The sequence below is a fragment of the Massilia norwichensis genome (assembly GCF_024753245.1).
Taxonomy (GTDB): Bacteria; Pseudomonadota; Gammaproteobacteria; order Burkholderiales; family Burkholderiaceae_D; genus Telluria; species Telluria norwichensis.
The window spans coordinates 72,009-84,839 of the sequence record NZ_JANUGX010000016.1 but is presented as its reverse complement, the minus strand read 5'-3'; the positions used below and the strand labels follow the sequence as shown (position 1 = coordinate 84,839).

Here is a 12,831-nt window from a genome sequence, read left to right as displayed (position 1 = left end):
GCATATATCCATGCTCAAGGTCCATATTCGCCCACACTGGGAAATCAGCTTCAACAACGATGCGCCGCTCGACACGGCCACCCTGCTGGCCCTGCTGCTGGCGATCCAGGACCAGGGCTCGATCGCGGCGGCGGCCAAGGCGGCCGGGCTGTCTTACCGCTATGCCTGGGGCGTGCTGCGCGAAGCCGAGGACTTGTTCGGCGAGCCCCTGCTCGAGACCGGACGCGGGCGCGGCACCCGCTTGACCCTGCTCGCGCAAAAGCTGGTCTGGGCTGACCGCCGCATCGCCGCGCGCCTGTCGCCGACCTTGGACAGCCTGGCTTCCGAACTCGAGACCGAACTGGGCAAGGTGCGCCTGCGCGGCACCGGCCTGCGCACGATCCGCATGGACGCCAGCCACGGCTTCGCGGTGGCGGCGCTGACCGGCTACCTGGACAAGATCGAGCTGCCGGTCGAGCTACGCTACCGCACCAGCCTCGATGCAGTGGCCGCGCTGGCGCGCCACGAATGCGACCTGGCCGGCTTCCACGTGCCGGAGGGCGTATTCGAAGAGGAGACGGCGCGGCGCTACCTGCGCTGGCTGGACCCGGCCAGGCACTGCCTGGTCCACATCTGCGGCCGGCAGCAAGGCTTGCTGGTCGCCCCCGGCAATCCGCTCGGCGTCGAGGGCCTGGCCGACCTGGTCCGGCCGAAGCTGCGCTTCGTGAACCGCCAGGCCGGCTCCGGCACGCGCGTGCTGCTCGAGATGATGCTGGAGCGCGCCGGCATCGACCGTGAAGCGATCAATGGCTGGAACAGCGCCGAGTTCACCCACTCCGCGGTCGCCGCCTATATCGCCAGCGGCATGGCCGACGTCGGCATCGGCATGCGCACCGCGGCCGAGCAGTTCAAGCTCGGTTTCATTCCTCTGCTGCGCGAACGCTATTTTTTCGCCCTGCACCTGGACGCTCTCGAGGACAGCCTGATGGCCCAGCTGCTGGCGGTCCTGCGCCAGCCCGGCTACCATCGCCTGGTGAACGCCCTGCCCGGCTACGATGCCGCGCGCACCGGCAGCATCGAAACCATCCCCGAAGCCTTCCCTGGAATCCGCGCATGATCCGAGACCCCGAAACCCTGAACCTGCTGAAGGACAGCATCGCCCGCTTCGTGCGCGAAGTGCTGATCCCGCACGAAGACATCGTCGCCGACAGCGATGCCATTCCCGCCGACGTCGTCGCGCAGATGCGCGAGCTGGGGCTGTTCGGCCTGTGCATCCCCGAGGAATACGGCGGCCTGGCGCTCAGCATGGAAGAAGAAGTGCTGGTGGCGATGGAGCTGGCCTATGCCTCGCCGGCCTTCCGCTCGCTGGTCGGCACCAACAACGGCATCGGCGCGCAGGGTATCGTCATCGACGGCACGCCCGAACAGAAGGCGGCCTGGCTGCCGCGCCTGGCCAGCGGCGAGATCATCGGCGCCTTTGCGCTGACGGAACCGGACAGCGGATCGGATGCGGCTTCGCTGCGCACCGCCGCCGTGCTCGAACGTGGCGATGCGGGCGACGTCTACATCATCAACGGCGTCAAACGCTACATCACGAATGCGCCCGAAGCCGGCGTGTTCACGGTGATGGCGCGCACCGATGCCGCGCGCAAGGATGCCGGCGCGATCTCCGCGATCCTGGTCGAACGCGGCAGGCCCGGACTCTCGCTCGGTCGCATCGACAGGAAGATGGGCCAGCGCGGCGCCCATACCTGCGACGTGATCTTCGAGAACTGCCGGGTGCCGGCCGCGAACCTGATCGGCGGCCAGGAAGGCGTGGGCTTCAAGACCGCCATGAAGGTGCTCGACAAGGGCCGCCTGCACATCGCCGCCGTGTGCGTGGGCGCGGCCCGGCGCATGCTCGACGACGCCTTGCGCTATGCGATGGAGAGGCGGCAGTTCGGCCAGCCGATCGCCGGTTTCCAGCTGGTGCAGGCGATGCTGGCCGACAGCCAGGCCGAGTGGTACGCCGCACGCAGCATGGTCGTCGATGCCGCGCGCCTGCGCGACGAAGGCCGCGACGTGACGATGGAAGCGTCCTGCTGCAAGCTGTTCGCCTCCGAGATGTGCGGCCGCGTGGCTGACCGCGCGGTGCAGATCCACGGCGGCGCCGGTTACGTATCGGACTATGCGGCGGAGCGTTTTTATCGCGACGTGCGCCTCTTCCGCATCTACGAAGGGACCTCGCAGATCCAGCAGCTGGTCATCGCCCGCAACATGATCAAACGGGCCGGCGCATGATGGATATCGATGCACTGCTGGCGGCGCTGCCGGCGCGGATCGACGCCATCGTGCGCCGGCATGCCGCGGCGACGCCCGATGCGCCGGCATTGCGCGAAGCCGGCCGCACGCTCACCTACCGCGAACTCGAAGGCGAGATCGACGCCTGCGCCGCCTGGCTGCGCAGCCTGGACGTGCAGGCCGGCGAGCGCGTGATGCTGGTCAGCGAGAACGGCATCGCCCAGGTCGGCGCCCTGTTCGCGATCGCCAGCCTGGACGCCTGGTGCGTCAACGTGAACGCGCGCCTGACCGCGCCGGAGCTGGAAGCGATCCGCAGCCACTGCGGCGCGCGCGTGGTGCTGTACACGGCGGCGGTGTCGCCCGATGCGGCCGCGCACGCCGCGCGTGCCGGCGCCGATGCGCACGCGCATGGTGGGCTGATGGCCAGCCTGCACGCGGATGGCGGCGTGCCGGAAACGCTCACGGCGCAGCCGGTGGCAGCCCTGGTTTACACCACCGGCACCACCGGCAAACCGAAGGGCGTGATGCTCAGCCACCGCAACCTGCTGTTCGTGGCCGCCGTCTCGAGCCGCCTGCGGGGCCTGGCGCCCGGCGACCTGGCCTACGGCGTGCTCCCGGTCTCGCACGTCTACGGCCTGACCTCGGTGCTGCTGGGGACCTTGTATGCGGGCGCCTGCCTGCAGCTGGTGCCGCGCTTCACGCCGCACGCCATGCTGGAGGCGATCCGCAGCGGCGATTTGACCATCGTACAGGGCGTCCCTGCCATGTATGCGCGCCTGCTGGAGCTGTGCGCCGCGCAGGGTATCCGCGCACCGCTGGCCTCCGGGCTGCGCTTCGCCTACGCCGGCGGCTCGCCGCTCGACCCGCAACTGAAACGCGAGGTCGAAAGCCTGTTGCGGGTCCCGCTGCACAACGGCTATGGCCTGACCGAAGCCGCGCCCACGGTCAGCCAGACCCGCCTCGATGCGCCGCGCGCGGACACCTCGGTCGGCCATCCGATCCCCGGCGTCGAGGTGCGGGTAGAAGGACCGGACGGCCAGCTGTTCGTGCGCGGCCCGAACGTGATGCAGGGCTACTACCGCGATCCGGCCGGCACGGCGGCGGTGCTGGACCGGGATGGTTGGCTGGACACCGGCGACCTGGCGCGCCAGGATGCCGACGGCGCCCTCTTCATCGCCGGGCGCAGCAAGGAACTGATCATCCGCTCCGGCTTCAAGGTCTATCCGCTGGAAGTCGAGACCGTGCTGAACGCGCACCCGGCGGTGACGCAATCGGCGGTGGTCGGGCGGCTGCAAGCGGACGGCAATGAAGAAGTCGTGGCCTTCGTCCAGCCCGCCGCCGGCAGCGTGCTGACCGCGGCCGCGCTGGACGGCTGGACCGCCGCCCGGCTGGCACCATATAAACGCCCGGCCCGCATCGTGCTGATGGCCAGCCTGCCGGCGGCGCCCAGCGGCAAGGTGCTGAAGCACCGCCTCAAAAACCAAAACGTCCAGAAGCCCTTAGGGCAAGGCGCCTCGCCGCAATGGCGTACCACGAAGACAGTACCTTAGTACGGCGAGCCGATGCAACGCGGCCATAAGGGCTTCTGGGCGTTTTAGCGCCTTCTTTTCTTCCAGTTGTAGTCCGGGCCGGTTACATCGACACCCGGATGGCCGACCACGTCCGGGTGCTCCGAACACATGGTGATGAAGCGTACTGCTTCCCCCGCCCGCTGGCGCGCGCGCAGCGCTTCCATGAACTTCATGGCTTCCACCATGTCGCTGGTGTCGAAAGGCTCGGCATGGGGGACGCCGGCGCCCTCTTCGATCGTGCTCCAGTACACCATGTACATTGCTTCGCTCCTCTTCTTCGCGCATTTTGCCGGCATTTTCGCATACGCCCCCAAAATTTCCTGGAATGTCCTAGACATTGCTGAGTCTGCGTAGGACTTGTCCGAAAAACGGCCTATATGTTCGCTGTCTCACACAAGAAGCTGGGTCCGCCGACTAGGCTTAGGCCTTGGTCCAAATATGCAGGAAGACTCATGAATCTGAATAATCATATCCAGCCAGCAAGTTCGCCGCTTCAGCTCTGGGGCGGCCTCGAATGCACCGTCAACCGCGTACGCGATAATTACTTCTCCCAGATGGACCGCAACGGTCATGCAGCCAGGCTGCAGGACCTGGAGCGCTTCGCCTCGCTCGGCATCCGCGCGATCCGCTACCCCGTCTTGTGGGAACGCACCGCGCCGGACGGTGTCGACAGCGCCGACTGGACGTGGTCCGATGAACGCCTGCCCGTGCTGCAGCAACTGGGCGTGACGCCCATCGTCGGCCTGGTCCACCACGGTAGCGGCCCGCGCCACACCAGCCTGGTGTCTGCCGACTTCCCGGACAAGCTGGCCGAATACGCCGGCGCGGTGGCCCGCCGCTACCCCTGGGTCGAGTACTATACCCCGGTCAATGAGATCTGTACCACCGCCCGCTTCTCCGGCCTGAACGGCGTCTGGTACCCGCATGGCAGCAGCGAAGCGCTGTTCGTGCGCGCCCTCATCGTCCAATGCCGCGCCACCGTGCTGGCGATGCGCGAAATCCGCAGGGTCAATCCGAACGCCAAGCTGGTGCAGACCGACGACCTGTCGCGCACCTACGGCACGCCGGAGATGGCGGAGATCGCCAACTTCTTCAATGAGCGCCGCTGGCTCGGCTGGGACATGCTGTGCGGCCGCATCGACGAGAACCACGCGCTGTGGGACTACCTGCTCGAATCCGAAGCGACGGCCGAAGAACTGCTCTGGTTTAAGGACAACCCCTGCCCGCCCGACATCATGGGCGTTAACTATTACATCACCAGCGAGCGCTGGCTCGACCACCGGCTGGAACGCTATCCGCAAAGCCATCGCACCCAGTACCGCGGCATCCCCCACGCCGACATGGAATGCCCGCGCGTGCTGGCCACGCCGACGCCCGGCATCGGCCCGCTGCTGCAGGAAACCTGGGACCGCTACGGCCTGCCGATCGCCGTCACCGAGGCCCACATCGACGCCAACCGCGAAGACCAGCTGCGCTGGCTGGTCGAGATCTGGAACGCCGCCAAGAAGGTGCAGCAGAACGGCGCCGACATCCGCGCAGTGACGGTCTGGGCCCTGCTCGGCTCCTTCGACTGGAATTGTCTGGTCACCGAATGCCGCGGCTATTACGAGCCGGGGCCGTATGACGTGCGCGGTGCGCAACCGCGCCCGACCGCGGTGGCGCACCTGATGCGCGAACTGGCCAGCGGCCGCCCGCTGTCGAATCCGGTGCTGCAGGGCCAGGGCTGGTGGCGCCGGCCGGGACGCTTCCTGGCCAAGCCGGTCGCGACCCGCGCGGCGGTGGCCGACATCAACGACCGCGGCGCCTTCCGCTCGACCTTACCGCAGCCGATCCTGATCACCGGCGCCACCGGCACACTGGGCCGCGCCTTCGCCCGCATCTGCGAAAAGCGCAACCTGGCCTGCCACGTGCTGAGCCGTCAGGAGATGGACATCACCGACCCGACCTCGGTGGAGGCGGCGATCGTGCGCTACAAGCCCTGGGCGATCATCAATGCCAGCGGCTATGTGCGGGTCGACGATGCCGAGCGCGAAGCCGAGCGCTGCATGCGCGAGAACACGGTCGGACCGACGGTGCTGGCGCTGGCGGCGATCCGCCACGCGGTGCGCTTCATGACCTTCTCCAGCGACCTGGTGTTCGACGGCGCCGCCGGCCGGCCGTATGTCGAATCCGATCCGGTCGCGCCGCTGAACGCCTATGGCCGCAGCAAGGCCGAGGCCGAGCGCCGCGTGCTGGATTCGGACCCGCAGGCGCTGGTGATCCGCACCAGTTCCTTCTTCGGTCCATGGGACGAGCACAACTTCGTGACGCAGGCCCTGGCGGCGCTGGGCGAGGGCCGGCCGTTCGCGGCGGCCGGCGACATGACGGTGTCGCCGACCTATGTGCCGGACCTGGTGAATGCCTGTCTCGACCTGCTGATCGACAAGGAGTCCGGTATCTGGCACCTGACCAATGGCGAAGCCATGAGCTGGGCCGAGCTGGCCCGGCGCGCTGCGCTGGCGGCCGGCGTGGACCCGGCCGGCATCGAGGAATGTCCGGCCAGCGAACTCGGCATGGCGGCGCCGCGTCCCGTGTACAGCGCGCTGAGCAGTGAACGCGGGCTGATCCTGCCGGCCTTCGAGGACGCCCTGACGCGCTACCTGCATGAGCGCGAGTTGGGCGAGCAGCGTGCCGACCAGGAAGAGTCGGCGCACTACGCCAGCTGACCGCCTTCAGATCAGTTAGGCAAATTAGCAACAGCCACCCGGCGTTCCGGGTGGCTGTTGTCGTTTATATGCGTAGTGAATAGCAATATATTTACGCTCAGCAGTTCTTTAGTTACACTACGTTACATAGCGTTACTTTACGCGACTTAGTGTGCCCAGCCATGCCTGCCTATCCTGCTTTCTCGCTCCTGCGCCTTTCCTTCTTTGTCGGGAGGCTGGCATGAAGCTCTACCGGGAAGATTTCGCCTGGGCCGAGCGCATGGTTGCCACGGCCACGCCGTCGATCACGCTGGACTCGGCGGTGCCGGCGCACCTGAGGCGTCTGGCGCAGCTGCGCGAGCGGCTCAAGATCCGCGTGCGCGCCCTGCTGCATGCGCGCCAGACCCCGGCCTGGCTGCGGCTGCTGAATTCGCATCCGGCGTTTTCCGAGTATGTGCGCAATTGCCCGCGCTTCCTGTACAAGGTCTACCGGCCCTACATCAGCAATGCGCTGCGTCCGCAGGAGCGCCTGGCGGCGATCGAGGCCCACTATGACTTTATCTTCCGCCGTGGCCTCGGCCAGGTGGTGGCGCGCGCCAGCCTGGGTCCGGTGGTGCTGGCCGCCGTCGACGGCAAGAGCGGCCTGCCCTACGAGATCCAGTTGCGCACCGTGAACATGTTCGACCGCGAGGGCGACCTGGTGCTGCAGCTGGCGCAGGACGGCAAGATCATCTACACGGTGGCCTTCACGGTGGCGCCGCGCGCCGGCCGCCCGGCGATCAGCATCGGCTGCGTCCAGGGCGGCAGGCTTGATGACGCACGCGAAGCGATCCGTCTGGCGACCCGCGACCTGCACGGCATGCGCCCGAAGCAGCTGATGGTCAGCCTGGTGCGCCAGCTCGGCTTCGAATACGGCTGCGAGCGCCTGCACCTGGTCGCCAACCGTAACCGCGTCATCTACAAGGCGATCAGGAACGGCCACGTGCTGGCCGACTACGACCTGCTGTGGGAAGAACTGGGCGCGCTGAAAAACGCCAGCGGCGATTACGAACTGGACTGCGCGCCGGTGGCGGCGCCGGATCTGGAAGCGATCCCGTCGAAGAAGCGTTCGGAGGCGAGGAAGCGCTACGAGATGATGTGCGCGCTGGCCGAGGGCGTCTGCACGGGCCTGCGCGCCCGCGACTGACCAACATCAAACCGGGGTCAGACACCGAATTTTGGAAATAGCTCAGCGGATATTGCCAAAATTCGGTGTCTGACCCCGGTTTTTGGCAACAAAAAAAAGCGGCGCTGCGGCGCCGCTTTTTTATTTTCGCGCCAGAATCGGCGCCAGTTCGCTCCACACCCGGTCCACGCTCATCTTGGTCATGCAGTCGTGGTGTCCCAGCGGGCATTCGCGCTGGCGGCAGGGTGAGCATTCGAGGCGCAGCGAGATCGTGCGGGCGATTTCCGACAGCGGCGGCGCGTAATTCGGGTCGGTCGAGCCATACAGCGCCACCACCGGGCGGTTCAGGGCCGAGGCGATGTGCAGCAGGCCCGAATCGTTCGAGACCACGGCGCGCGCCTTGGCCAGCAGCGCGATGGCGTCGTCGAGCGAAGTCTGGCCTGCCAGGTTGCGCACCACGCCTTCGGCCAGGCCGGATTGCCCGACCACCTGCTCGCAGGTCTCGACGTCGTTCACCGAGCCCATCAGCGCAATCTGTGCGTCCGGCAGCGTTGCCGCCACCCGCGCCGCCAGCTGCGCGTAGTAGGCCGGCGGCCAGCGCTTGGCGATGCCGAATTCCGCGCCGGGCGCGAAGGCCACCAGCGGGCGCTCCAGCGACAGGCCCAGGTGGCGCGCCACGGCTTCGGTCTCTTCGCCGGCCACGACCAGCGAGGGCCGCGCCAGTTGGCCCGGCAGCGGCAGCTCGGGCTCGCGCGCCAGCGCCGCATAGAAGGGCACCATCGAGCGCGGCGGGCTGTCGTCATGGTGCATGACGTTGACCATCCCGTAGCGCATCTCGCCCTTGTAGCCGACCCGGCGCGGAATCCGGGCCAGCCACGGGATCAGCGCGTACTTCAGGGTATTCGGCAGCACGTAGGCGTCGTGGTAGCCGCGCTTGCGCAGCTGTTTGGCCGTCTTCAGGCGCTCGCCCAACTGCAGGGCGCGATGCCGGAATGGCGTCTCCATGATCTGGTCGGCTTCCTGGATGCGCTTCCACACCGGCACCACCTGCGGCGGGGCCAGCACGTCGATGGCGCGCTCCGGGTGGGCCTGCTTGAGCAGGCGCAGCAGGGGCTGGGCCATCACGGCGTCGCCGATCCAGTTCGGCGAGATGACGAGGGTACGGTCCTGCTTGCTCATGCTACTTCCGCCGGCGCCGTGAACTGCAGGCGATACAGGTTGGCGTAGGTGCCGCCCGCCGCCAGCAGTTCGTCATGGGTGCCCTGTTCGACGATGCGGCCCTGCTCCATCACCACGATCAGGTCGGCGCGCTCGATGGTCGACAGGCGGTGCGCGACCACGAAGGTGGTGCGGCCGGCCATCAGGGTGTCGAGTGCGGCCTGCACCGCGCGCTCGGATTCGTTGTCGAGGGCGGAGGTCGCTTCGTCGAGGATCAGGATCGGCGCATCCTTGTAGATCGCACGCGCGATCGCCACGCGCTGGCGCTGGCCGCCGGACAGGCGCATGCCGTTCTCGCCGATTATGGTCTCGACGCCTTCCGGCAGGCGCGCCACCACGTCGTCCAGGTGCGCCGCCTTGATCGCCGCCGCCAGGCGCGCGACGTCGACCTGCTCGGCGCCATAGGCGATGTTGGCCTTCAGGCTGTCGTCGAACAGCACCACGTTCTGGCTCACCAGCGCCAGCTGGGCGCGCAGGCTCGGCAGGGTGATGTCCTGGTAGGGAATGCCGTCCAGCAGGATGCGCCCGGACTGCGGCTCGTAGAAGCGCGCGACCAGGTTCACGAAGGTCGACTTGCCGCCGCCCGACATGCCGACCAGGGCCACGGTCTGGCCCGGCTTGACGTCGAGCGAGACGCCGTCCAGCGCCGCCGACTGCGCGTTCGGATAGCGGAAGCCCACGTTCTCGAAGCGCACATGGCCCTTGGCGCGGCCCAGGGTGCGGGTACCGGGGTCGTGCTCGACCGGGGCGTCGATCAGTTCGAAGACGGTTTCGGCGGCGGCGATCCCGCGCTGCATCGGGCCATTCACCTCGGCCAGCGCCTTCAGGGGCGTCAGCAGCATCAGCATCGCGGTGACGAAGCCGGTGAACTGGCCCTGCGTCATGCCGGCCTTCAGCGCCAGCACCACCACCAGCGACAGCGCCAGCGAGGTCGCGACCTGGGTCACCGGCGTGGTGGCGGCGAAGGCCACCGTCATGCGCTGCGAGAAGCCTCGCAGGGCTTCGCTGCGCTGGAAGAAGCGGCGGTTTTCGTAATGCTCGCCGGAGAACACGCGGATCACCTGGTGGCCGCGCGCGGCTTCCTCGACCACCTGGGTCATCTCGGCGGTGACGCGCTGGTTCTCGCGGTTCAGGTGGCGCAGGCGCTTGCTGGTGGTGCGGACGATGACGGCGGTCAGCGGCACTACCACGATGGCCACCAGGGTAAGTTGCCAGTTCAGGTACAGCAGGTAGGTCAGCAGGCCGATCACCACCAGCGTGTCGCGGACAAACGCCACGAACACCGACTGGATCATGTCGACCACCTGGCGCACGTCGCCCACCACGGTGTTAATCACCTTGCCGGTGGATTCTTCATGGAAGCGCGCTACCGGCAGGCGCAACACGCGATCGAAGGCCAGCGCGCGCAGGTCGTTGGTCATCCGGCTCAGCACCCAGTTGTTGTAATAGGCGGTCGCGAAGGTGCCGATGCCGCGCAGGGCGAACAGCGATACCAGCACGCCGGGGACCCACCACAGGGAAAAGCCGGGCGTGTCGCGGAAGCCCTCGTCCATCAACAGCTCCAATGCTTTGGCCACCAGCGTATTGGTCGCGGCGGTCAGCGCCATCGCCAGTAGCGCCAGGTACGCGCGGCTGCGATAGGGTTTCAGGAGCGCCAGAAGGCGTTTGATGATGATACGGTTATCCAATTTTTTCTTTCGCATTCAGGCAGAAGCCCATCAGCACGAACACCATGAGTGCATAAAACAGGCTGCCTTTCATCGACCAGAAGATCACTTCGGTCAGGCCGAAGCTCACGTAACTGGTCACGACCAATATCCCGGCCAGTGCAAGAGCCGCTTGCGGCTTGTCGACGCCGCCGCGCAATTCGCGCAGGAAGAACGACAGCGGCGCCGCCAGGATCGCCGCCCACAGCGCGAAACCGAGCACGCCGCCCGTCGCCAATTCCTGCAATGCATCATTATGCAGGTGCGGGAGCGGCAACACCACCGGATCGAGCCTGCCGTCGCGGGCAAACTCGGCCAGACGCTCGCGGCAGGCCACAAAATCCCTGCCCAGCAGCGGGTGCTCGGCGATCAGCATCGTCGCCCCCTTCCACAATTCGAGCCGGGTGCCGACATTGGTGAACACGGTGCCGTCCTCGAACCAGCCGCGCACGTCGTTCACGCCGTCCTGGAAACGGCCCTGCATGCCGCTGGCCGGCACGAACCAGGCGGCCAGCACCACTGCGGCCCCGGCCGCCAGCAGCACCCGCACGCTGCGGCTGCCCAGCACGCGCGCATGGCGCAGGAACAGCAGCGCCGCCACGCCCAGCGCGATCCAGCCGCCGCGGCTGCCGGTCAGCAGCGAGGCCGCCAGCCCCGCCAGCGCACCGAGCGCCGCCAGGCGCGCGTGGCGCGGGTCGTTCTTCATGTCGATCGCGGCCGTCACCGCCAGCAGGGCCAGCAGCAGCGCCAGGTCGCCGAAGGTGATCGCGTTGATCAGTCCGCCCGGACGCTCGATCCCCAGCCCGATCCGCTGCCATGCCACGAAGGGCAAGGCCGCCATGGCGCCGCCAATCACGCCCCACCACAACATGCGCCGCGACGGGCGCGCCGCCAGCACTGCCGCCAGGCTACTTACCGCGAAAAACATACGCGCGGGCTTTTCCACCGTATTCATATTTGCGCCGCGTACCAGGGCGCACCCCAGCACGAACAGGAAGTGCAGCAGAAAGGCTAGCACGACCCAGCGCACCTGCGGCCAATGGCGCACGAGCGCATCGCGGCACGGCTTGAACAAGATCAAAGCGGTGATCAGGAAGAGGAAACTCCCAAGACTGACGCCGAACAGAGTGACGAGGCTTAGAAACGGAAACAGGAAAGCAAGGGCGCCGGTCCAGATTCGCACCGGATCCCTCGTATTCGTCAGATTACTGTTCATTGATGTTCTTATGGGATACTCTTGCCCCTGAATAGCCAGGAGCCTCGAAAACCTACTGCGCGTTGCATTGCTGGACTGCGATGCTCGCTGTACATCCGTACAGCTGTGCTTCTCCTCCAGCACTGCCGCCGCTCGCGACGGTTTTCGAGGCTCCTTTCACAGTGTACATCGGACCTTATGCGGCACGCACAGACAATCTCGGTCGTGATCACCACCTACAACCGGCCAGACGCCCTGGCCGCCGTGGTGCGGGCATGTTTTATGCAGAACGACAAGAATTTCGAAATCATTATCGCTGATGATGGCTCGACTGCCAACACGCGTAACCTTGTGAAACAATTAACAGAGGACGCGCCGGTGCCGCTGCGCCACGTCTGGCAGCCCGACGACGGCTTCCGCGCAGCAATGGCGCGCAACCGCGGCACCCTTGCGGCCCACGGCGAATACATCATTTTCCTGGACGGCGACTGTATCCCGCAGCGCGACTTCATCGCCCGCCACCGCGCCCTGTCCGAGCCCGGCTGCCTGGTCTCGGGCAGCCGCATCCTGATGAGCGAACGCCTCACGCGGCGCGTACTGGACGAAGGCATTTCGGTGCCGGCCACCGGCGTCGGCACGCGCATGGCCTGGCGCCTGCGCGGCGACCTCAACAAGACACTGCAGCTGGGCCTGCGCTGGCCCGACCTGGGCCGCGTGCGCAAGGGTTTCTCATGGCGGCGCATCAAGAGCTGCAACCTGGCGGTCTGGCGCAGCGACCTGGACCGTGTGAATGGTTTCGACGAGAGCTTCACGGGCTGGGGCCATGAGGATTCCGACCTCGTCGTGCGCCTGTTCCACGCCGGCGTGAAGCGCAAGGATGGGGCGTTCGCCACCGAGGTCTTCCACCTGTGGCACCGCGAGGCCCAGCGCGATCAGGAGTCGAGCAACCGCAACGTGGTGCTGGCGCGCGCGGCGAACAAGGTCACGCAGGCGACGGTCGGCCTGCGCGAGCACGCGGCGTAGGGTGGGCTGT

10 protein-coding genes are annotated in these 12,831 nt (G+C 67.1%); 6 read left to right on the top strand and 4 right to left on the bottom strand.

The window, feature by feature from the left end; translation table 11 throughout:
- The first annotated feature begins 10 nt into the window (after positions 1-10).
- The 3 genes from NX782_RS14490 to NX782_RS14480 are packed head-to-tail and all read left to right on the top strand — an operon-like array spanning position 11 to position 3,809.
- Positions 11-1,096: a substrate-binding domain-containing protein gene (locus NX782_RS14490; protein ID WP_258846176.1), complete on the top strand. Its 1,086-nt coding sequence runs from the start codon at positions 11-13 to the stop codon at positions 1,094-1,096.
- Positions 1,093-2,259 (top strand): acyl-CoA dehydrogenase family protein, encoded by a 1,167-nt coding sequence (locus tag NX782_RS14485; protein WP_258846175.1) that lies wholly within the window; start codon positions 1,093-1,095, stop codon positions 2,257-2,259. The genes NX782_RS14490 and NX782_RS14485 overlap by 4 nt, the downstream gene beginning before the upstream one ends.
- Positions 2,256-3,809 carry a class I adenylate-forming enzyme family protein gene (locus tag NX782_RS14480; protein ID WP_258846174.1) on the top strand — a complete coding sequence of 518 codons (1,554 nt, stop codon included), beginning with the start codon at positions 2,256-2,258 and terminating at the stop codon, positions 3,807-3,809. Before NX782_RS14485 ends, NX782_RS14480 begins: the two co-directional genes overlap by 4 nt.
- A 44-nt stretch (positions 3,810-3,853) precedes the next feature.
- Here NX782_RS14480 and NX782_RS14475 read toward each other — a convergent pair whose 3' ends face one another.
- The gene (locus NX782_RS14475; RefSeq protein ID WP_258846173.1) at positions 3,854-4,090 is read right to left on the bottom strand and encodes a hypothetical protein; all 237 of its coding nucleotides are present in this window, start codon (positions 4,088-4,090) and stop codon (positions 3,854-3,856) included.
- A gap of 192 nt (positions 4,091-4,282) precedes the next feature.
- Between NX782_RS14475 and NX782_RS14470 the strand changes: the two genes are divergently transcribed.
- Both NX782_RS14470 and NX782_RS14465 read left to right on the top strand, forming a co-directional pair.
- A complete protein-coding gene (locus NX782_RS14470; protein WP_258846172.1) occupies positions 4,283-6,535 on the top strand; it encodes a family 1 glycosylhydrolase in 2,253 nt (750 codons plus the stop codon).
- Between the two features lie 220 nt (positions 6,536-6,755).
- A complete protein-coding gene (locus NX782_RS14465; protein WP_258846171.1) occupies positions 6,756-7,700 on the top strand; it encodes a VirK/YbjX family protein in 945 nt (314 codons plus the stop codon).
- Between the two features lie 120 nt (positions 7,701-7,820).
- Here the strand turns inward: NX782_RS14465 and waaF are convergent, their stop codons facing one another.
- The 3 genes from waaF to NX782_RS14450 all read right to left on the bottom strand — a co-directional run bounded on the left by waaF (position 7,821) and on the right by NX782_RS14450 (position 11,621).
- Positions 7,821-8,858 (bottom strand): lipopolysaccharide heptosyltransferase II, encoded by a 1,038-nt coding sequence (gene waaF / locus NX782_RS14460; protein ID WP_258846170.1) that lies wholly within the window; start codon positions 8,856-8,858, stop codon positions 7,821-7,823.
- On the bottom strand, positions 8,855-10,504 hold the full coding sequence (gene msbA / locus NX782_RS14455) for a lipid A export permease/ATP-binding protein MsbA (protein WP_370661797.1): 1,650 nt from the start codon (positions 10,502-10,504) through the stop codon (positions 8,855-8,857). The genes waaF and msbA overlap by 4 nt, the downstream gene beginning before the upstream one ends.
- Before the next feature lie 73 nt (positions 10,505-10,577).
- Positions 10,578-11,621, bottom strand: a complete 1,044-nt coding sequence (locus NX782_RS14450; protein ID WP_258846168.1) for an O-antigen ligase family protein — start codon at positions 11,619-11,621, stop codon at positions 10,578-10,580.
- 375 nt (positions 11,622-11,996) lie between these two features.
- Here NX782_RS14450 and NX782_RS14445 point away from each other — a divergent pair, with 375 nt between their 5' ends.
- Positions 11,997-12,821 (top strand): glycosyltransferase family 2 protein, encoded by an 825-nt coding sequence (locus NX782_RS14445; RefSeq protein WP_258846167.1) that lies wholly within the window; start codon positions 11,997-11,999, stop codon positions 12,819-12,821.
- The last annotated feature ends 10 nt before the right edge of the window (positions 12,822-12,831 follow it).

Excerpts from the sequence above, each read along its gene's own strand:
- NX782_RS14490 (WP_258846176.1), top strand. The coding sequence starts at position 11 with ATGCTCAAGGTCCATATTCGCCCACACTGGGAAATCAGCTTCAACAAC.
- NX782_RS14485 (WP_258846175.1), top strand. The coding sequence starts at position 1,093 with ATGATCCGAGACCCCGAAACCCTGAACCTGCTGAAGGACAGCATCGCC.
- NX782_RS14480 (WP_258846174.1), top strand. The coding sequence starts at position 2,256 with ATGATGGATATCGATGCACTGCTGGCGGCGCTGCCGGCGCGGATCGAC.
- NX782_RS14475 (WP_258846173.1), bottom strand. The coding sequence starts at position 4,090 with ATGTACATGGTGTACTGGAGCACGATCGAAGAGGGCGCCGGCGTCCCC.
- NX782_RS14470 (WP_258846172.1), top strand. The coding sequence starts at position 4,283 with ATGAATCTGAATAATCATATCCAGCCAGCAAGTTCGCCGCTTCAGCTC.
- NX782_RS14465 (WP_258846171.1), top strand. The coding sequence starts at position 6,756 with ATGAAGCTCTACCGGGAAGATTTCGCCTGGGCCGAGCGCATGGTTGCC.
- waaF (WP_258846170.1), bottom strand. The coding sequence starts at position 8,858 with ATGAGCAAGCAGGACCGTACCCTCGTCATCTCGCCGAACTGGATCGGC.
- msbA (WP_370661797.1), bottom strand. The coding sequence starts at position 10,504 with ATGGCGCTGACCGCCGCGACCAATACGCTGGTGGCCAAAGCATTGGAG.
- NX782_RS14445 (WP_258846167.1), top strand. The coding sequence starts at position 11,997 with ATGCGGCACGCACAGACAATCTCGGTCGTGATCACCACCTACAACCGG.